Source organism: Agrobacterium sp., assembly GCF_032092815.1.
GTDB lineage: Bacteria > Pseudomonadota > Alphaproteobacteria > Rhizobiales > Rhizobiaceae > Agrobacterium.
The window spans coordinates 150,431-171,047 of record NZ_DAMDBP010000003.1; the positions used below are offsets into that span (position 1 = coordinate 150,431).

Genomic DNA, 20,617 nt, shown 5'->3' on the forward strand with positions numbered 1-20,617 from the left:
CATTTTTGGGCGTCAGATACAGGCTGGCGCAGATGCTCAGTGGCGCCAAAATCATCGGCAGAATATAGGGCGCGGAAAACGCATCACACTGTACCGACAGCATGGCCCTAGGGCCCAGAAACGCAAAGGCGCTGGCAATGGTGCCAATCAGCATGGCAGCACAGGCACCAAACAAAACAGCACGACTGCCTGTGTAGCCAGCCAGATGTGCAAGCAGCATACCGGCCCAGACAACGATGACAAATGGCAAGGCTTCAAGGCCGGTCACCAGCGATATGACAGCACCAACACCTGCGAGCAGACCGCCGGTGAAACGCCACAACATCAACCCGCAGGCAATCATCATCATCGCCAGCATCTGCACATTATGATGATCGATGCGTCCGGGTGAAAACTCCTGCACGACACTTGCAAGGAAACACACCGTAATAACCACCAGAATGGCCTGCATGCGCAGGGCAAATGTCTCCAGCGTCACCATCAGTTTCAACAGCAGGGCGACCAGAAAACTGAAGGGTGTCAACAGTAAAAGTGGGACGATGAAAAAAGCAAATTTCAACGCCGCATCAGGTTCGGCAAACATGCCTGCGACTGACGCGACAACGACATAGGGCAAATCAACCAGGCGCGACCATGGCGAAAAATAGGCTTCGGGCATGGCGATGAAAGGCAATTGAAAATCAAACCAGTGTCCGTCGGCTGACAACACCTGGCGGATTTGCAAGGCGCGCATCTGGTCATCAACATCACTGAAACGAGCAACCCCATCACTCATGTTGAGAAAGATTATGATGATGGCAACGACATAAACCAGCAAAGATGCGTGGAAGAGAGACAATTGACCGTTTTTCTGTAACGGTTTCATTGTATTCGCTGATGTGGAAACCATAGCCCAGCCCAACAAGATCAAGGCTGCATCCGTATAGGATGAAATATTGATTTTATATTACTTGCGACAGGCAAGTGAGAGCAGCCCATCGCTCTGAAAGAAAGGTCATGTCATGTTCTCGCAGATCAACCGCCTTGAAAGCCCGTCCGGCGCCTCTGTTGCCTATCGCTACAGGGCTGCGGAAAACGGCGCACGCGGCGTGTTGATGATCTGCCACGGCCTTGTCGAACATGCTGGCCGTTATGCCAGGTTTGCCGAGGCGATGGCGCAGCAGGGTTTTGAGGTCTATGCCCATGACCATCGCGGCCATGGCCGCACCAAAGCCGACGACGCACCACTTGGCCGTTTTGCCTGGAAAGACGGCGTCGACAAGGCGATTGCCGATGTCATGGCCATGCGTATGATGATCGGCGAAAGGCACCCTGGCCTGCCCGTCATCCTGTTCGGCCACTCCATGGGCGGGCTTGTGGCGCTCAACACTGCCGTCAGCCATCCACAATCCTTTGCCGCCCTGTCGATCTGGAATTCCAATCTCAATCCGGGCTTTGCAGGCCGCGCTGCCCAACTGGTGCTGCGTATTGAAAAATGGCTGAAGGGCTCGGATGTGCCAAGTTCCATTCTGCCCAAGGCAACATTCCGCGCATGGAATGCCCGTATGCCGGAAAAACGCACCACTGCCGACTGGCTGAGCCACGACAAGGCAGCCGTTGATGCCTATGTCGAAGATCCGCTCTGCAGTTTCGAGGCAAGTGTCTCTCTCTGGCAGGACGTGTTCGCCATGTCCTACCGGGGCCCGAAACTGATCAGCCGATTACCAAAAGACATGCCAATCCTGCTGGTCAGCGGTGATGAAGATGCTGCCACCAACAATGGCAAGGAAATTGTCTGGCTTGCCGGTCAGTTCCGAAATGCCGGTTTTACCGACGTCAAGGACATGATTTACAAGGGCATGCGCCACGAAACCCTCAATGAAAAAGGCTGGGAAGTGCCCGCAGCCGATTTCGCAGCCTGGTGTGCAAAAGTCACATCAGATTGAGGCGTCCTGTTCCGAAACGGAATAGCATCATGACATAATATCGAATGCGCTCCCTCCATGGGCTGTTCTATAGTGGGCTTATCGCTTGCGCATTCGCACGCTGAAAGAAACAACGATGACATCGAAAATGGCCCGCAAAAAAACAGCACCTCAAACAAGTGCTCTGGCGTCCGGTAGTGTATCTACCGGGCTGTTCATGATGTTTGCCGCCGTGATGATTTCCCCTATCATCGACATTTTTGCGAAGCTGGCCATCACCGCCGTTCCGGCCATTGAAATCAGCGCGGCGCGTTTCCTGATCCAATCGCTTGCCGCCGTGCCATTTCTCATCATGCGGCCACATCTGTTTTCCATGTCGTGGCATTCAACCGGCTTTCACATCATTCGCGGCGGCATCCTTGCCCTGTCGATGATCAGTTTTGTTGCCACGCTTGAGTTCATGGAAGTGGCAGATGCAATTGCCATCTTTTTCGTTGAGCCGATCATTTTGACCATCCTCAGCAGCATCATTCTGAAGGAAGCAATTGGCTGGCGGCGCTACACCGCCTGCGCCGTCGGCTTTTTCGGCGCGCTGCTGGTCATCCAGCCAAGCTTTGCCGAAGTCGGTTACGTCGCGCTTCTGCCGGTTCTTTCGGCATTCTGCATTGCCATTTTTGCCATTCTGACCCGCATCGGTTCGCAGAAGGAAGACCCGTGGAGCATGCAGCTCCAATCCGGCATGTGGGGTTTCCTTTTCTGCGCGCTGCCCATGCTGTTCAGTGACATGTTTGGCATGCCGGCCGTCGCCTTTACCTCAGTCGATACCACGATTTTGCTTTACCTCTTGGGCGTTGGCGTTTCGGCCACACTATCAGGCATTCTCGGCGTTTACGCCTACCGCGCAGCCCCCGCCTCGATGCTGGCGCCGCTGCAATATCTGGAAATCGTGTCCGCGACCATTTTCGGCTGGTTGGTGTTCAACCACTTCCCGGATGCCATCAAATGGCTTGGCATCGCCATCATCGTGGCATCGGGCCTCTACATCATCTGGCGGGAACGCCGCTTTGCCTCAAAGCCAGTCTCCAATGTCGAGACCACACCGCTGACCCCATGAGATAATGACCTTAGACATGACCCAGCAGACACATGACAGACAACCGCCACTTAAAGGCATCCGCGTTATCGAACTGGCCCGTGTTCTGGCCGGGCCATGGGCGGGGCAGATGCTGGCGGATATGGGCGCCGATGTCATCAAGATTGAAAACCCTGATGGGGGTGATGATACCCGCGCATGGGGTCCACCCTTCGTAGAAAGTGTTGATGGCGACAATCTCTCGGCTGCCTATTACCACGCCACCAATCGCGGCAAACGCTCGATAACCGCTGATCTGCGCACGGCAGAAGGCAGCGAGCTCGTTCGTCGTCTGGTCGCAACAGCAGATGTGGTGATTGAAAACTTCAAGCGCGGCGGACTGGTCAAATACGGTTTGGATTATCAAAACCTGAAAGCGCTTAACCCCAAGCTGATCTATTGCTCGATCACCGGTTTCGGCCAGACAGGCCCCTATGCCGATTTTGCCGGTTACGATTACATCGTGCAGGGCATGTCAGGTTTCATGTCGATTACCGGCGAACCGGATGGCCAGCCGATGAAAGCGGGCGTGGCCGTCGCTGACATCTTCACCGGCATCTATTCAGTCACCGCCATTCAGGCAGCCCTCATCCACGCCATGCGCACCGGAGAGGGTCAGCATATCGACATGGCCCTGCTGGATGTGCAGTCAGCCGTGCTGGCCAACCAGAACATGAACTACCTGATATCAGGCAAAGCGCCGGTGCGGCTGGGCAATGCCCATCCCAATATTTCGCCTTATGAGGTAGTGCCAACAGCCGATGGTTTCCTCATTCTGGCCGTTGGCAATGATGGTCAGTTCAGCCGTCTTTGCAAGATTCTCGGCATCGACGCCATTGCTACAGACGAGCGTTACGCCACCAACAAGGCGCGTGTTGCCCACAAGGCAGATGTCCGCCGTATCGTTTCGACCGAAACGCTGAAATGGCAAAAACGCGATCTGTTGACCGCCTGCGAGACCAATGCCGTCCCGGCCGGTCCGATCAACTCGATCGAGGAAATGTTTGCCGATCCGCAGATAGAGGCGCGCGGCTTACGTGTTGATCTGCAGGCGACTGACGGAACAACCATTCCCGGCGTGCGCACGCCGATCGTGCTGTCTGAAACCCCCTTGCATTACGAACGCCCCAGCCCTCGCCTTGGCGAACATCAGGCTGATGTTTTGGCTGAACTGGAAGAGATCGAAAGGAATATGACGCCATGAAAAGAACCGGCGGACAACTGATTGTCGAGGCGCTAAAGGCCAATGGCGTAAGCCGCGTTTCCTGCGTTCCGGGCGAAAGCTATCTCGCCGTTCTTGATGCGCTTTATGAAAGCGGCATTGAAACCATTGTCTGCCGCCAGGAAGGTGGCGCCGCAATGATGGCCGACACCTGGGGTCGTCTGACCGGCAAACCCGGCATCTGCATGGTAACCCGTGGCCCAGGCGCCACCAACGCGTCAGCCGGCCTGCATATCGCCATGCAGGATTCCGTGCCGATGATCCTGTTCATTGGTCAGGTGCAACGCGACGCGCGTGAACGTGAAGCCTTCCAGGAAGTCGAATATCGCCGCGCCTTCACCGAATTCGCCAAATGGGTGGGCGAGATCGATGATGTCAGGCGCATTCCGGAATTTGTAAGCCGCGCTTTTGCAATTGCCACGTCAGGCCGTCCCGGCCCTGTTGTGCTGACCCTGCCAGAAGATGTGCTGGTTGAGGAATTCGACGCACCTCAGGCCAAGCCATCAACCCCGGTCGAGGCGCATCCGGGTGCCGCACAGATTGCTGACTTTGCCGAGATGCTGAATTCGGCCAAACGTCCCCTGGTCATTCTTGGTGGCACCCGCTGGACGGAAGAAAGCGTAGCGCAGTTCCAGGCTTTTGCCGAAAAGTTCAAACTACCGGTCGGCTGCTCTTTCCGCCGCCAGATGCTGTTTGACCATCTGCATCCATCATACGTCGGCGACATCGGTATTGGCGTTAATCCAGCCCTTGGTAAGGAGGTCAAGGAAGCCGACCTCATCGTGCTGCTTGGTGGACGGTTCTCCGAAATGCCGTCCTCCGGCTACACGCTGCTTGATATCCCCTACCCGTTGCAGAAGCTGGTGCATGTCTATCCGGACCCGGATGAACTTGGCCGTGTCTACCGCCCGGATCTGGCCATTTGCGCCAGCCCGAAGGATTTTGTGGCGGCCCTGGCTCAGCTTGAGGCACCGTCCAATCCCGTCTGGGAACAGCGCACCGTTGCCATGCACGAAACTTACCTCAAGTGGTCGACGCCACCGAAAACCGGACCCGGTTCGGTTCACATGGGACCGATCATGGAATGGATCGAGGAAAACACCCCGAAGGACGCCGTTTTCACCAATGGCGCTGGCAACTACGCCACCTGGCTGCACCGTTTCCATCGCTTCCAGCGTTTCAACACCCAGTCCGCACCAACATCCGGCTCGATGGGTTACGGTCTACCGGCTGCCGTCGCTGCCAAACATCTGTTCCCTGAACGCGAGGTCATCTGCTTTGCCGGTGATGGTTGTTTCATGATGCACGGACAGGAATTCATCACCGCTGTGCGTTACGGCCTGCCGATCATCACGCTGCTGGTCAACAATGGCACCTATGGCACCATCCGCATGCACCAGGAGCGGGAATATCCCGGTCGTGTCAGCGGCACGGATCTGGTCAATCCAGATTTCGTGGCTTTTGCCAAGGCCTATGGCGGTCATGGTGAACTTGTCGAAACCACCGATCAGTTTGCTGCTGCATTCGAGCGTGCACGCGCCAGCGGCAAACCGGCAATCATCGAAATCAAGCTGGATGCGGAAGCCATCACGCCTACCCGTACACTGACGCAAATTCGCGGAAAAACCTGATACTTGGCATGGACAGGTTTCCGGAATGGTGCAATTCCTGCGGTCGAATAAACCAACAGGAAGCGCCATGCCGGAAGCACAGTCCCCCGTGATCACCCCAAGAGGAATGAAGATCGAACCCAGCGCCGGCGCCCCTTTTGAAGCGGTGCGGGTTGCCAAATCAGTTCTTCATACCTGCCGGTTTGCAGCACTGGCGACCATCGATCCGCTCAGCGGTTATCCCTATACAACAGTCACCAATATCGCGATTGAGCCAGACGGTACGCCATTCTTTTTTGCAGCCCGTTTGACACTTCACGCCCGCAACATAGAAGCCGATAACCGCATTTCCCTGACGCTTGCCCCCTTTGGCAAGGGCGACGCCCTGACCGAACCACGGCTGACGCTGGTTGGACAGGCGGTGCTGATCGGACCAGAGGAGATGGAAACGGCAAAGGCCGCCTATCTCGCCCGTTACCCGAAGTCCAAACTCTACCTCGCCCTGCCGGACACATTGCTGTTCAGGCTCAAAGTCGAAGGCGTGCAGATCAATGGCGGCCCGGCACGCAATGCCAGCAACATCACGCCATCGGATATCCGCACCGAGCTTTCCGGCGCAGAGGATCTGGTATCGGCAGCGCGAGATGAAATTTCCCGCCTCAATGCCATCAAGGGGGAAGCATCCCGTCTGGCAACTCTTGCCGGCAAAAAGGCGGGTACCTGGAAAATCACCTCGATTGATCCAGATGGCATCGACCTTGCTGCGTCTTCCGACTTGGCGCGGCTGTGGTTTTCGGACCGTGTCGAGACATTGAATCAGCTTGCGAAGGCTTTGAATCAGGACACGAACTGACGCGAGCAAGGGATTCAAAACCAAACAGAATCCCTGACTACACGACGTGGATTGAACCACAAAAAAGGCCGGAGCTTTCGCCCCGGCCTTTTGTTTGATCGACGTGATCTGCAGCTTAGAGAGCAGCCGTCACGATGAACTCTACCTTGTAATCCGGCGTTGCGAGAGCCGCTTCGCTGGTGGCGCGTGCCGGTGGGTTTGCCGGGTCGATCCAGCCTTCCCAAACAGCGTTCATTTCACCGAAGGTCGACATGTCGGAGAGGTAGATGATGGTCTGAAGGATCTTGGACTTGTCAGAACCGGCAGCAGCCAGCAGACGATCAACCTCAGCCAGAGCCGACTTGCTCTGCTCGGCAACGGACGAACCTTCGCCAACCTGACCAGCCAGGTAAACAGTGTTGCCGTGAACGACTGCGCCGCTCATACGCTTGCCGGGTTCGATACGCTTGATGCTCATGAAAATGCTCCTGTTATATGCTTATGGAAATTCCCTGCCCCATAAAGGGCAACATGCAAAAATGGCTTAGCCGCGCAGATGATGTGTCTTGTCGTAGATGGCCGTCGAGCGCGCGCCCGAGCGGCAATAGCCCAGCATCGGACGCTGCAACTCATCAAGCGCATCCACCATTCCGGCAACAGCCTCACCATCGACGCCGTTACGGCCAACCGGCACATGCGCAATGGTCAGACCCAGTTCTTCTGCCCGCTCGGCTATATCGGCAAACAGAGGCTGGCCCTCTTCTTCACCATCTGGGCGGTGGCAGACGATGGATTTAAAGCCGAGTGCCTTGATCTCGTCCAGATCGACAACACTGATCTGGCCGGTCACCGAATATTCATCGTCAATACGCCGGATATCCATCTTCAAATCCTCCTGAAATGCCTCGGTTCAGAATGGCTCTTGTCCGCCCTCTGCCCCTAAAATTGAAGTGCCAAGGGTGTAAGGCGAATTAGCCGGTGCGTCAATCGACACGCAACGACCAACACCTGCTTTAAAAGCGCATCAGGCAATGTGGAAACGCAGGCCGTAAGACCGCGTTTCACCCGGCTGCAATATGTTGAATTCGCCACTCTCGGCAAGCTCGGCCCGGCTGACCCAGCGGTGCGAAACCGGTTCAATGCCTAGCACATCGGCCGGCGCATTCTGGTTGCGCCACATTTGCAGGTAAGGCAGCGTATCGGTGCGGAACTGCACTGTCAGGCTCTTGCCGCCGAGTGAAGATAGCGGCCCCAGACGAAGCGTTGCCCATGCCTCATTGCTGGTGGCTGGAACACAGAACACGCTGCCCGGCTCCTCTCCGAACCGCCAGTTGAAGCCACCGCCCTCCAGCATATCGCCCTCAAGCTGCACCTTGCCATCGAACAACCGGGCGCCAACATTCATGTGGTACATCAAAAACACCGGTTGCACCGTATCACTCGTGTTGGTGATCGTGTCGTCTAGCGCAACTTCGCCGGTTACCCCGTCAATCGTCCAGACCCGTTGCAACAAGGCCGTGCCACCAGTGGCCAGCCGTACCGGAATGTCGGCGGCAATCCTCGCCCTTTTCTCGCCGATGTCCCAGGCGGTTATCTCAGCTGGATGCGAAGAGAACGAACCATGCAGCGGATATTTGCGCCCTGTGGCATCGCCCTCAATCGGTTGCGGATGGCGGATATGATCGGGACCGCAGGTGAACAGGAAACCTTCCAGTGAGTGATCGATGCGTGGATCGCCGTCATCGGGAATGGCCCGGCCGGGCGCAATATTGATTCCCTCGACAATACAGGAACCGATGTCGAGAACCGACGTTTCATCCAGATGAATAACGGGTGATTTACCGAGTTGAATGTCTCGCATACGGCCTCTTACTGGCAGTTGAACTATATTTTACCGTGAACGTGCACTGAGACATGATGAAATTAACGTAACGTTCACTTCGAATTCATCTTTTTCACAATAGGGTCAATATTGTGATGTGTATGTGGATGAAAAGAGTGAGGAAAAGCGGAATCGTGAAACAGTTTCTTAAAACAACTTTTTTCGTGGCTGTTACCACTTTGTCTATTCTGCCGTTCAGTTTCGCTGAGGCGCAGGACCGCTATCGCTACGCCTATCAGGAACAGCCACTGCTGGTAACGCCGGACGGTCGCGTGCTTGATTTCATCCCGGAACGTAGTGATATCGTCATCAGCCGTGACCGCATGGGCCGCACCGTATTTTACGACAGCTATGGCAACCTGCTGGCCACGGAAATGCCGCCAGAAGCCGTGCGCAGGCAGCAGCCATCCCGCGAAACCTATTATCCGCCGGCACCCGGCCGCTCGCAGCGTGACATCGGTTATTACGACAATGGCAGCGTTCGCGACTACCGCGAATACCGCAACGATGGCAGCGACCGTGAAATCTATACCGGGTCTGTGCCCGCACCCGGTGTCATCGAAAGCGCGCCGCTGGAACAGCCTATGCCGGGCGAATCCTCCACGGCTGCCGTTCCACAGCCAGACCGCCTGATCGAGCGCCACGCCCCGGTCACCGCCCCCACCAACCGTTCACGCCAGGAAATCGTTGCCCTGCAGACCTTCCTTGATCGTGAAGGCATTTCGCCCGGTGTTATCGATGGCAAGATGGGCTCCAACGTCACCAAGGCAATTTCCGCCTGGCAGGACATGACTGGCGAAACGCTGGACCCAAACAACTCCGATGACATTCTGGAGCGCCTGCGCATGTCTGGTGGTATGGCGATCGTCAATTATACGATTACCGCTGCCGATGCTGCCGGGCCCTATGTCGCCGCCATTCCGGATGACTACAGCCAGAAGGCGCAACTTCCAGCCATGTCCTTCACGTCGGTGACGGAATCTCTGGCTGAACGTTTCCACATGGATGAAGCCTATCTGAAAGAGCTGAATCCCGGCATCGACTTCACCGTGCCCGGCACCATCATCAAGGTGATCGACCCCGGCAAACCGAAATCCGGTTCTGTTGCTCGTATCGTTGCCCATAAGGGCATCAAGCAGGTGTTTGCCTATGACGAAACCGGAACTCTGGTTGCCGCCTACCCGGCCACCATTGGTTCGTCGGACACCCCATCGCCAAGCGGTGTTCACACCGTGGAGCGTATCGCGCTCAATCCGGGTTACACCTACAATCCGAAGATCAATTTCCAACAGGGCCAGAACACCCAGATTCTCCAGATCCCACCGGGCCCGAATGGTCCGGTCGGCACGGTCTGGATTGCGCTTTCAAAACCCACTTACGGCATCCACGGCACGCCGGAACCTTCCAAGATCGGCAAGACCAACAGTCATGGCTGTATTCGCCTGACCAACTGGGATGCCACCGAACTGGCCAAGATGGTCAAGGCGGGCGTGGTAGTTGAGTTCGCCGAATAAGGTCTCCACCATTCTGACAACATGAAAAAGGCGCGACACGGCTCAGGTGTCGCGCCTTTTCTTTTGTCGTCGTCGTGGCCCCTCAGGCCTTGATCTTGTGCCTGCGCCCCTTGCCGATGTCAGGCAGGAAGACGGTCAGCAAGCCCAGAAGAGGCAGGTACGAGCAGACGTCGTAGACGAAGATGATGCCCTTATGGTCTGCTACGACACCCAGTGCCGCAGCGCCGATGCCGCCAATACCAAAGGCGAAACCAAAGAACAGACCGGCAATCATGCCAACACGGCCCGGCACCAGTTCCTGCGCAAACACCACGATTGCCGAGAAGGCCGATGCCATGATCACACCGATGATGAATGTCAGCACGATCGTTGTGCTGTAACCGACGTAAGGCAGCACCAGCGTGAACGGCAACGCGCCGAGGATCGAGAACCAGATCACGAACTTCGTGCCGAACCAGTCAACCACCGGACCACCGGCAACCGTGCCAATGGCAACAGCACCGAGGAACACGAACAGCAGGATCTGTGCATATTGTACCGACACGTCAAAACGCTCGATCATGTAGAAGGTGTAATAGCTCGACAGGCTGGTCATGTAGAGATACTTCGACAGCACAAGCAGCGCCAGTACAGCAATTGACTTCAAAACGGTCGCCCGTGGCAGCACAATTGCAGGTGCAGCAGCCATACGTTTTGCCGTGGCAACACGGTGGTGCGAATACCATCTGCCGACCTGGAACAGAATGATCATGCCCGCCAGAGCAGCCGCCGAGAACCATGCAACACTGGTCTGTCCACGCGGCAGCACGATAAAGGCTGCCAGCAATGGGCCAAGTGCCGAACCGAAGTTACCGCCCACCTGAAACAGCGACTGCGCAAGACCGTGACGACCGCCGGAAGCAAGGCGTGCAACACGCGAGGATTCCGGATGAAACACCGCCGAACCGAGGCCGAGGACACCGGCACCCAACAGCAGAACGGCGTAGGAATGTGCATAGGCCATCAACAACAGGCCGATCAGCGAAAAGCCCATGCCGACCGACAGCGAATAGGGCAGCGGCCGTTTATCAGTATAGATACCGATCAGCGGCTGAAGCAGCGAGGCTGTCACCTGAAAGACCAGCCCCAGCAGGCCGATCTGCGTGAAATCGAGCGCATATCCGTCCTTGAGCATCGGATAGAGCGCGGGAATGAGCGATTGCATCGTGTCATTGAGCAAATGACAGAAGCTCACCGCCATGATGATGCCAAAGACGGTTTCTTCCGCCTTGTGTGTTTCCAGACCTATTGAATTATTGGCCACTGCCGTCTCCTTGATTTGATATAATGCAATAAGAGGATTGCAGCGCCCCCGCTTTCGTGTTTTGGTCGATTTATTACGTGAGTGGGCCAAATGCAGCAAAAGAAGCCACAAGAAATAATGGGACCTCGCAGCAAGCATTATGACAGGCTGTGGGCGATCGAGACTGCGGCCGGTCCGGTTCACACCTCACCCAACCATTACAGTGCCGGCGATCTGGTTGAACGCCACAGCCACAAGAGGACACAGTTGCTTTATGCGCGCTCCGGCGTGGTGCTTGTCACCACGGATCAGGGGCGCTGGATGGTGCCGCCCGAACATGCCTTGTGGATACCGCCTGGTGTCGAACATTCCGTGGAAATGCTGGGTGCCGTGACCATGTTGTCGCTCTACCTGGATGCCAGTGCCGTGCCTGACCTTCCCGGCTTCGTGCGCGTGGTCAGCATCACAGGTCTTGCCCGCGAACTGATCATCGAAGCCGTACAGCCGCCATCGGACGACAACAGCCGTGAGCGTGCAGACCTGATCTTGCCATTGTTGTTGAATGTTGTCGCCAAACTACCGGACATTTCGCTCGGCCTGCCCTTCCCCACGGATCCCCGCCTTGCGGCCCTGTGTCGCCGTTTCATCGCCAACCCGACACCGGATCTCATCATTGACGCCTGGGCAAAGGAACTGTCGATGAGCAGGCGCGCCTTTACCCGCGCCTTTCGCCGGGAAACCGGCCTGTCACTGTCCGTGTGGAGACAGCAGGCCTGCCTGTTTGCAGCCCTGCCACGGCTTGCCGCCGGTGAACCGGTCACCAGTATTGCTCTCGATCTCGGTTATGGCAGCATTCCGGCTTTCACCACCATGTTCAAACGCATGTTGGGTGCCTCACCACGCTCCTATCGCAACTCGCATAGCGGCCAGTAGAAAAGACAGTAAAACGCCCGCTGTCGCAGACAACGGGCGCAAATATCCAATCTTCAAACTGCGGTCGATCTGTCAGGCAGCAACCTTGCGCTTGAGAATGCTTGGCGTGCTCCGAACGGAGCGAACCACCTTGACCGGCAAAAGCCTGAGAATTTCCCGCGCAAGACATTGCGCATTCTCTTTTGCCTTGTCGAGATTGCTGACCTTGAGCGGATCAAGCCCCGCCAGTGTACCACCATAATCGAAAATATCGCGGTAAGCGGCGCGTTCAGCAATCGGCGTGTCAAGAACACGCACATTCCTGGTAGCCAGCAGGCCTTTGACCAACAGCAGCGAACGGGTGGTGATCATCGCATTGACGCGTGTCAGCACAACCGAATGGTCGATCTTCTTCCCGGTCTTTTCATTGAGGAATTCGATCAATTCCAGGACCTGTGCGCCACCGCGCGCATCCATGGCGCAGCCCTGGATCGGGATCACGACATGGTCTGATATGCCAAGCGCCATCGTCAGCAGCGGGCTGCGGGTGCCGGGCATATCGATGATAAAACAGTCCGTATCGGCGCGATTTTCGCGGATATGTCCTTCAAGCGACGAGCTCGTGACATGCGAAATGACCGAGAGATTGGCAATATTGCCCGACAACTCATGCCAGCGGGAAATCCAGTGCTGCGGGTCGGCATCCAGAATGGTAACCCGGTGACCCATGCGGGCAAGTTCGGTTGAAAGCAGAAGGACTGCGGTCGTCTTACCAGCGCCGCCTTTGGTATTTGCGAATGTAATGACTGGCATAGGGCCCTCGAAGTGATGCAGAGCCTGATTTCATCGCTCCTGAAGGCACCTCAATGTTCATGGTGCCAGCCCATATTCTTAACGATTATGGTTAATGAACCGGAAATTTTGGAAAGACTGTAATTTTCCAGAACGCAAGACCATCATCAGAGCGTTCCAGCGAGAACGCATGCAACACGCTGTTCCTTAAACGTTTTCCCCGATACAATACGCCAAAGGGCCGTATAGGCTGTCCCTATACGGCCCTCACATGCCAGTCGCAACATGCGGCATCAACGCTTCAAAATTTCACAATAGCGTTGGCTTTCAGAAGCAATCTTCAAAAAGCTTTTTGGTGTTTTCCAAAGTCATTGGCACCGGATTACCGCCGCAGCTCGGGTCCTTGATGGCTTCTGCCGCCAGTTCATCAATCCGGTCCGGCTTGATGCCCATGGCTGTCAGGTTTTCCGGCACACCCAACTCTTTGCGAAGCTCCAGAACGTAGTTGTAGAAACCGTCAAAACCGCCTTCGATACCGAGATAGGCTGCCGCACGGGCAATCTTGTCTTCAATGGCAGAGCGGTTGAAGCGCAGAACCGCCGGCATCACCACAGCATTGGTCATGCCGTGATGGGTATTGTAGACAGCGCCGATCGGGTGCGACAACGAATGGATCGCACCGAGCCCCTTCTGGAAGGCAACAGCACCCATGGCAGCTGCTGCCATCATATTGGTGCGAGCTTCGATATCGCTGCCATCCTTGTAAGCACGCGGCAGATATTCCTTCACCAGGCGCAGACCTTCCAGCGCAATGCCCTGGCTCATCGGGTGGAAGAACGGTGAAGAATAGGCTTCAAGGCAATGGGCAAAGGCATCCATACCGGTGCCGGCCGTAATCATCTTCGGCATACCCACCGTCAGTTCCGGATCGCAGATCACCACGCCGGGCAGGAACTTTGGATGGAAGATGATCTTCTTCACATGGGTTTTGGAATTGGTGATAACGCTGGCGCGACCGACTTCTGAGCCGGTCCCTGCCGTGGTCGGCACGGCAACGATCGGGGCGATCCCCTCGACATTGGCGCGTGTCCACCAGTCGTCGACATCTTCGAAGTCCCATACCGGCCGGGTCTGGCCAGCCATGAAAGCTACCGCCTTGCCTAGATCAAGGCCCGAGCCGCCGCCAAACGCAACAACACCGTCGTGACCACCGTCCTTGAACGCCTTTACACCGGCTTCAAGGTTGATTTCATTCGGGTTCGGGTCAACCTCGGCAAAGATTGCCCGGCCAAGACCCGCCTCTTCCAGAACATCCAGCGCGTGGCCGGTAATCGCCATGCTCGCCAGACCGCGGTCGGTGACCAGCAACGGCTTCTTGATGCCAAGTGTCTTGCAGGCGTCCGCCAGTTCCTTGATCCGTCCGCGTCCCAGCTTGACGGCTGTTGGATAGCTCCAGTTCGCTACAATATTCATTTCGTGACTTTCTTCAGATGGTAGGATTTCGGACGGGTCAGGTTCTGGAAACCGATGACGGACAACGAACCGCCACGGCCGGTTTCCTTCACGCCGGTCCAGCACAAGGCCGGATCAAGATAGTCAGCGCGGTTCATGAACACGGTGCCGGTTTCAATCTCGCGGCCGATACGTCCTGCCCTTGCCGGGTCCTGCGTCCACAGGGACGCGGTCAGGCCGTATTTGCTGTCATTCATCAGCGCGATGGCTTCATCGTCGCTCTTCACCTTCATGATACCGACGGCCGGACCAAAGGTCTCTTCGGTCATGAACTCCATGGAGTGATCGACATTGACCAGGATCTGCGGCGCGACATAGGCGCTTTCACCATCATCAGCGGCAAACAGCTTTGGATCAACCAGCGGCTGTGCGCCCTTGGCAACCGCATCGGCAATCTGCTGGCGAACCACCTTGGCAAAACGCTTGTTGGCCATTGGCCCCAGCGTCGTTTCCTGCTCCAGCGGATTGCCAAGCTTGTAGTTGGAAACCCAGGCAACCGACTTTTCGACAAATTCATCGTAAAGCGCTTCATTCACATAGATACGTTCGATACCGCAGCAGCACTGGCCGGAATTGTAGGTTGCACCATCCATCAACGTGTCAACCGCCGCATCCAGATCGGCATCTTCCATCACATAACCGGGGTCCTTGCCGCCAAGCTCCAGACCAAGGCCGGTAAAGGTACCGGCAGCAGCCCGCTCGATCGAGCGACCACCTTCAACCGAACCGGTAAAGTTGACGAAGTTGAACAGGCCTTCGGAAATCAGGGCTGATGTAGTTCCATGATCCAGAAACACGTTGATGAACACATCTTCGGGTAAACCTGCCTCGACAAAGGCACGGACCATGCGCTCACCCACCAGCAGGGTCTGCGAGGCGTGTTTGATGACGATCGTGTTGCCTGCCATCAGAGCCGGCGCAACCGTGTTGATCGCGGTCATGTAAGGGTAGTTCCATGGCGCGATGACAAACACGACGCCATGCGGTTCGCGTTCGATACGGCGTTCGAAATTGCCACTTTCTTCAATGACCAGCGGCGCCAAAGCGTCAGCAGCAATCGAGGCGACGTAATTGGAGCGCTCGTTGAAACCCTTGAACTCGCCGCCATAACGCACCGGACGGCCCATCATATGCGCCAGCTCCGGCACCACCTCGCCGACCATCTCATTCAGGCGTGCCACACCTTTCATGACCAGCTGCACACGGTCCTCAAGCGGACGACGCGCCCAGTCCTTCTGGGCCTTGCGGGCTTTGGCAACGGCTGCCCGAGCCGCCTCAAGTGACAGTGCCTCGCGTTCGGCATAAACCGAACCGTCAATGGGGGAGATATTCTGGATCATGACCATGATCGTTTTCCTGTGTTAATGAAACGGGCGGCGAAAACGGCATGTTATTACCGCCCTTAGTCTTTGCTCGGTATCGGACCGAAACCGCGTCACAGGCGACGGTCCGACAAATTACGCTCTCTCAAAACCGCGCGCGACTTCCCAGTCGGTAATGCGCCGGTCGTATTCTTCCTGTTCCCACTCGGCAGCGCGCACATAGTGGTCCACCACTTCATCGCCAAAAGCAGACCGCAACATGGCAGATGACTTCAATTCCTGCATGGCGGCACGCAATGTCGTTGGAATTTCCCGCACCTCTTTTGCTCCGTAAGCATCTCCTACGAAAGCAGGCTCCAATTCAAGTTTCTTCTCAATGCCATCGATGCCTGCAGCAATCAGCGCCGCCATGGCGAGATACGGATTGAGGTCAGAGCCACCCACCCGGCACTCGACACGGATCGCCTTGGTATCCTCCCCGCACAGACGATATCCCGCTGTGCGATTGTCCTTGCTCCAGATGGCCTTGGTTGGCGCAAAGGTACCCGCCATGAACCGCTTGTAGGAGTTGATGTAAGGCGCAAGGAAATAGGTAATCTCGCTGGCATGCGCCAACAGACCAGCCATATAATGCTTCATTGTGTCAGACATGCCGTGCTCTCCCCCCTTGTCGAAGAAGGCAGGCGTCTTGCCATCAAGGCTCCACAGCGACTGGTGAATATGTGAGGAACTGCCAGCGGCATTATAATTCCACTTGGCAAGGAAGGTGATCGCCTTGCCCTTGGACCAGGCAATTTCCTTGGCTGCGTTTTTGATGATCGAATGGCGGTCCGCCATGGTCAAAGCATCGGCATAACGCACATTGATTTCTTCCTGGCCGGGCGATGCCTCACCCTTGGAGTTTTCCACCGGAATGCCAGCCCCTTGCAGCCCCTTGCGTAGGGCTCGCATCACATCCTCTTCCTTGGTGGTCTGGAAGATGTGGTAATCCTCGTTGTAACCGCTGGCGAGGTGCATGTTGCGATATCCGCTTTCACGCGCCGCATCATAGGTCTGGTCAAACAGGAAGAACTCTAGCTCTGTTGCCATGAAGGGTTTGAGACCCATCTCGGCCAGACGCGCCACCTGTTTCTTCAAGATGGCACGTGGCGAATGCGGCACGTCCTTGTGGGTATGATGATCCAGCACGTCGCACAGCACCAGTGCTGTGCCTTCCAGCCATGGCACACGCCGCAGCGTCGACAGGTCAGGCTTCATGGTATAATCGCCATAGCCCTTTTCCCAGCTTGTCGCCTTGTAACCGGACACGGTTTCCATCTCCATGTCGGTGGCAAGCAGGTAGTTGCAGCTATGCGTCTCCTCATGCGCACTTTCCACGAAAAATTCCGCCTGAAAACGCTTGCCCATCAGGCGGCCCTGCATATCAACCAGACATGCCAGCACGGTATCGATACGCCCTTCGGTCACGTCTTTTTTCAGTTCATCGAATGTATAGGTGGCGGTCATGTTTCCCCTGCCTGCATTCACTGCTTCTGCTGGTTTTCATCGATAACGGCCCGGACTGGCGCCCGGACCGTTGCCATCATGATCAATGCGGATCAGCCATTGGTGTATGGAGGGCCAGCCTTCTCAAGCACGGCATTGTAGTCTTCGAAAATCTTGACGACCTTGGCAGCGGTTTCCCCCTGCCCGGCAATCTCCTTCCAGAACACCTTGGCGGCATCTTCAACCTGCTTCCATTCGGCGGCAGGAATGCTGGTCAGTGCCATTTTCGTGCCGGTGGCACGCAGCTTGGCTTCGCCGCCCCAGTACCACTGGTTACGGTAGGTGTGGCTGGCTTCAATGGCCGTCATGACAAGTTTTTTGAGGTGATCTGGCAGATCAGCCCACTTCTTTTCATTGACGAAATAGGAACCGATCCAGGCACCGGAGATGTTGTTGGTGAGGAAGTGGTCGGTCACGTCAGCCCAGCCAACCGTGTAGTCCTCTGTGATGCCGGACCAGGCCATGCCATCCAGTTCACCGGTCTGAACTGCAACCTGCGCATCTTCATAAGGAATGGATACCGGCACCACACCGAACTGGGTCAGGAAGCGACCTGCGGTCGGGAAGGTATAGAGGCGCAGGCCCTGCAGGTCTGCCAGCGTGTTGATCGGCTTTTTGGTGTTGAAGTGACACGGATCCTGGCCTGCGGCAGAAAGCCAAACAACGCCGCCGACCTTTTTGTAGGCTTCGCGCCAGATATCAGCCAAACCGTATTGATAAAACAGCGCAGGCACATCAAGGATCTGCTTGGTGGCAAGCGGGAAGTATCCGCCAAACACTGCCACTTCCGCAGGCGATGCCATGGAGTCATCGTCGGAGTGAACCGCATCAATCGTTCCAGCCTGCAAGGCGCGGAAAAGCTCGCCAGTCGGTACAATCTGGTCGGCGAAATAAAGCTCGACCTGCAACTCACCATTCGATGCCTCATTGATGGCATCCACAATCGGTTTGGTTACATGTTCGCCAAGTGCGGAGCCAGCATAGGTCTGCATGCGCCATTTGATGGCACTTTGTGCTCTGACAATATTGGGGGCAGCAAGCGTTGCCGTTCCGGCAGCACCGATGCCCATCAATCCTGCTTTTGTTAAAAACTGTCTTCTGTTGGTCATTTTGGAATTCCCTCTGGTTGCAGTTTCTTTCGCCATGTTCCGGAACGGCCTTCTCCGGAAGCAAACACCTTCAATTATTTGTTTTATTTGGCCTTATTTATTCTTAGAATTTCCCCGCCTGTGTATTGCCATCACTTTGAATAGTAGTAGTTCGGAAGCCACGTCGCGATTTCCGGGAAGAATGCGATAATGAGGAGGCTTGCAGCCATGATGCCGACAAACGGCATTATGGACCGGTAGATATCCCGGATACCGATTTCCCGGGGCGCCATCGCCTTCATCAAGAACAGATTGTAGCCAAAAGGCGGCGTAATGTACGCGATCTGACAGGTAATGGTATAAAGGATGCCGTACCAGACCAGATCGAAGCCCAGCTTCCCGACCAGCGGAATATAAAGAGGAGCCACGATCACCAGCATTGCCGTGTCATCAAGGAACGCTCCCATGATGATAAACGACAACTGCATCAACAGTAGCACCTGCCATGGCGACAACCCGAGATCGCCAAGGAAGAAGTTCTCGATCGATTTGACCGCGCCAAGACCGTCAAACACCGCGCCGAAGCAAAGTGATGCCACCAATACCCACATGAACATACAAGAGATACCAAGCGTTCTCTCCAACGTATCCCACATGACCTTCTTGCTCAGACGCCCGCGATACCATGCTGCAAGTGCAGAACTGAATGCACCAACGGCAGAACTTTCTACAAGGCTGGTTGTGCCACTCAGGAACAGCCCCATCATCAGGGCAAAGATGCCAAGCGGAATGATGCCTGCCGTCAGAAGCTTCAGTTTTTCCGGCAGCGGAACATTGCGTTCTTCTTTGGGCAGCGGTGGACCCAGCTTGGGATTGATGCGGCAACGGACATAAACATAAACCGCCATCAGGAAGGCCATCAGGAGGCCGGGGAACACACCAGCCAGCCACAACTGCCCCACCGGCACGCGGGCAATCATGCCGTAAAGCACAAGCACCACGCTTGGTGGCACAAGAATGCCGAGCGTACTGCCACCTTGCACGATACCCGTCACCATGACCTTGTCATAACCACGCCGGATCAGTTCCGGCAGGGCAATGGTCGCACCAATCGCCATACCGGCAACCGACAGGCCGTTCATGGCGGAGATGATCACCATCAGACCGATCGTACCAAGCGCCAGACCTCCGCTGATCGGCCCCATCCAGACATGAAAAGCCTTGTAAAGATCTTCCGCAATACCCGATTGCGACAGCATGTAGCCCATGAAAATGAACATCGGCAGGGTCAGCATCGGGTACCACTTCACCAGCTTCATGGCAGCGGAAAAGCCCATTTCGGAGCCGCCCTCACCCCACAACAGGGCAGCAGCAATAACGCCGACGAAACCGATCACGGCAAAAACACGCTGCCCGGTCAGCAGCAGAACCATCATGCTCGAGAACATGGTGATCGCAATGAATTCATAGCTCATACGATCGGTCTCCCGCGTGCCACGGCAATATCCTTGAACAGTGCCGAGAACGCCTGCAACAACATCATCAGCACGCCAAAGGTCATGATGATCTTGATCGGCGCCATGTAAGGGGCCCAGGCCGAGTAGCTTTTTTCACCGTAATTGATCGCATAGGCAGAGCTCGAAATGCCGCCAAACAACAGGAAACCGAGGAAGCCAATAAGGGCGATGGCCGTAACGATATCTGTGATCGCCCGCCGTCTGGGGGACCAGCGTCCATAAAACAGATCCATGCGCACATGATCATCCATCTGCATCGCCCAGGCGCCGCCCAGCATATAATAGGCCGCCATCACGAACTGTGCACTTTCAAGCGTCCAGTTTGCAGGCAGCAGAAATGCCTTGGAAAGAGAGGAATAGGTCAGGATGGCCAGCATCACGAAGATCAGGAACATCGCTATGATCCCGACCTTGCGATTGAAGGCATCAACAAAACGAACATATGAACAGATGAAATCAGGCATGATACGCCCCCCAGTACCTTTCGGCACAAGGCGCGATAAAATCATGCATGCCGCAAACCACCGACGGCTTGGTCATGAAAATTCCTC

General features: G+C 55.9%; 18 protein-coding genes and 1 pseudogene. 7 read left to right on the top strand and 12 right to left on the bottom strand.

The window, feature by feature from the left end; all coding sequences use genetic code 11:
- Positions 1-865: pseudogene (locus RT613_RS02630) on the bottom strand (hypothetical protein); the annotation flags it as partial.
- Between the two features lie 136 nt (positions 866-1,001).
- Here RT613_RS02630 and RT613_RS02635 point away from each other — a divergent pair.
- The 5 genes from RT613_RS02635 (at position 1,002) to RT613_RS02655 (ending at position 6,721) form a co-directional block, all read left to right on the top strand.
- Entirely contained in the window at positions 1,002-1,925 is a 924-nt protein-coding gene (locus RT613_RS02635; RefSeq protein ID WP_313612731.1) for an alpha/beta hydrolase, read from the top strand.
- Between the two features lie 127 nt (positions 1,926-2,052).
- On the top strand, positions 2,053-3,018 hold the full coding sequence (locus tag RT613_RS02640; RefSeq protein WP_409558752.1) for a DMT family transporter: 966 nt from the start codon (positions 2,053-2,055) through the stop codon (positions 3,016-3,018).
- A gap of 16 nt (positions 3,019-3,034) precedes the next feature.
- Positions 3,035-4,240: a CaiB/BaiF CoA-transferase family protein gene (locus RT613_RS02645; protein WP_313612733.1), complete on the top strand. Its 1,206-nt coding sequence runs from the start codon at positions 3,035-3,037 to the stop codon at positions 4,238-4,240.
- A complete protein-coding gene (locus RT613_RS02650) occupies positions 4,237-5,889 on the top strand; it encodes a thiamine pyrophosphate-binding protein (protein WP_313612734.1) in 1,653 nt (550 codons plus the stop codon). Before RT613_RS02645 ends, RT613_RS02650 begins: the two co-directional genes overlap by 4 nt.
- A gap of 67 nt (positions 5,890-5,956) precedes the next feature.
- Positions 5,957-6,721, top strand: a complete 765-nt coding sequence (locus tag RT613_RS02655) for a HugZ family protein (protein ID WP_313612735.1) — start codon at positions 5,957-5,959, stop codon at positions 6,719-6,721.
- A 115-nt stretch (positions 6,722-6,836) separates the two neighbouring features.
- Here the strand turns inward: RT613_RS02655 and RT613_RS02660 are convergent, their stop codons facing one another.
- The 3 genes from RT613_RS02660 to RT613_RS02670 form a co-directional block, all read right to left on the bottom strand.
- Positions 6,837-7,178, bottom strand: coding sequence for a RidA family protein (locus tag RT613_RS02660; RefSeq protein WP_192488487.1), 342 nt, complete (start codon positions 7,176-7,178; stop codon positions 6,837-6,839).
- Between the two features lie 66 nt (positions 7,179-7,244).
- Complete coding sequence (locus tag RT613_RS02665; protein ID WP_313612736.1) at positions 7,245-7,583, bottom strand: TIGR01244 family sulfur transferase; 339 nt, start codon at positions 7,581-7,583, stop codon at positions 7,245-7,247.
- Between the two features lie 141 nt (positions 7,584-7,724).
- The gene (locus tag RT613_RS02670) at positions 7,725-8,561 is read right to left on the bottom strand and encodes an aldose 1-epimerase family protein (protein WP_313612737.1); all 837 of its coding nucleotides are present in this window, start codon (positions 8,559-8,561) and stop codon (positions 7,725-7,727) included.
- A 155-nt stretch (positions 8,562-8,716) separates the two neighbouring features.
- On the opposite strand from RT613_RS02670, the gene RT613_RS02675 reads away from it, so the two are divergent.
- On the top strand, positions 8,717-10,096 hold the full coding sequence (locus RT613_RS02675; protein WP_409558747.1) for a L,D-transpeptidase family protein: 1,380 nt from the start codon (positions 8,717-8,719) through the stop codon (positions 10,094-10,096).
- Positions 10,097-10,178: 82 nt separating this feature from the next.
- On the opposite strand, the gene RT613_RS02680 is transcribed toward RT613_RS02675, so the two are convergent.
- The gene (locus RT613_RS02680; protein ID WP_313612801.1) at positions 10,179-11,336 is read right to left on the bottom strand and encodes an MFS transporter; all 1,158 of its coding nucleotides are present in this window, start codon (positions 11,334-11,336) and stop codon (positions 10,179-10,181) included.
- A gap of 180 nt (positions 11,337-11,516) precedes the next feature.
- Between RT613_RS02680 and RT613_RS02685 the strand changes: the two genes are divergently transcribed.
- Positions 11,517-12,311 carry a helix-turn-helix transcriptional regulator gene (locus RT613_RS02685; protein ID WP_313612740.1) on the top strand — a complete coding sequence of 265 codons (795 nt, stop codon included), beginning with the start codon at positions 11,517-11,519 and terminating at the stop codon, positions 12,309-12,311.
- A 72-nt stretch (positions 12,312-12,383) separates the two neighbouring features.
- On the opposite strand, the gene RT613_RS02690 is transcribed toward RT613_RS02685, so the two are convergent.
- From RT613_RS02690 to RT613_RS02720, 7 genes are all read right to left on the bottom strand, one after another.
- The gene (locus RT613_RS02690) at positions 12,384-13,103 is read right to left on the bottom strand and encodes a ParA family protein (RefSeq protein ID WP_313612741.1); all 720 of its coding nucleotides are present in this window, start codon (positions 13,101-13,103) and stop codon (positions 12,384-12,386) included.
- A 306-nt stretch (positions 13,104-13,409) separates the two neighbouring features.
- Positions 13,410-14,555 carry an iron-containing alcohol dehydrogenase gene (locus RT613_RS02695; RefSeq protein WP_313612742.1) on the bottom strand — a complete coding sequence of 382 codons (1,146 nt, stop codon included), beginning with the start codon at positions 14,553-14,555 and terminating at the stop codon, positions 13,410-13,412.
- On the bottom strand, positions 14,552-15,940 hold the full coding sequence (locus tag RT613_RS02700) for an aldehyde dehydrogenase family protein (protein ID WP_313612744.1): 1,389 nt from the start codon (positions 15,938-15,940) through the stop codon (positions 14,552-14,554). The genes RT613_RS02695 and RT613_RS02700 overlap by 4 nt, the downstream gene beginning before the upstream one ends.
- A gap of 111 nt (positions 15,941-16,051) precedes the next feature.
- A complete protein-coding gene (locus RT613_RS02705) occupies positions 16,052-17,422 on the bottom strand; it encodes a glutamine synthetase family protein (RefSeq protein ID WP_313612746.1) in 1,371 nt (456 codons plus the stop codon).
- A gap of 92 nt (positions 17,423-17,514) precedes the next feature.
- Positions 17,515-18,570 (bottom strand): TRAP transporter substrate-binding protein, encoded by a 1,056-nt coding sequence (locus tag RT613_RS02710; RefSeq protein WP_313612748.1) that lies wholly within the window; start codon positions 18,568-18,570, stop codon positions 17,515-17,517.
- A 131-nt stretch (positions 18,571-18,701) separates the two neighbouring features.
- Entirely contained in the window at positions 18,702-20,024 is a 1,323-nt protein-coding gene (locus RT613_RS02715) for a TRAP transporter large permease subunit (RefSeq protein ID WP_313612749.1), read from the bottom strand.
- Complete coding sequence (locus RT613_RS02720) at positions 20,021-20,530, bottom strand: TRAP transporter small permease subunit (protein WP_313612751.1); 510 nt, start codon at positions 20,528-20,530, stop codon at positions 20,021-20,023. Before RT613_RS02720 ends, RT613_RS02715 begins: the two co-directional genes overlap by 4 nt.
- Positions 20,531-20,617 lie beyond the last annotated feature (87 nt).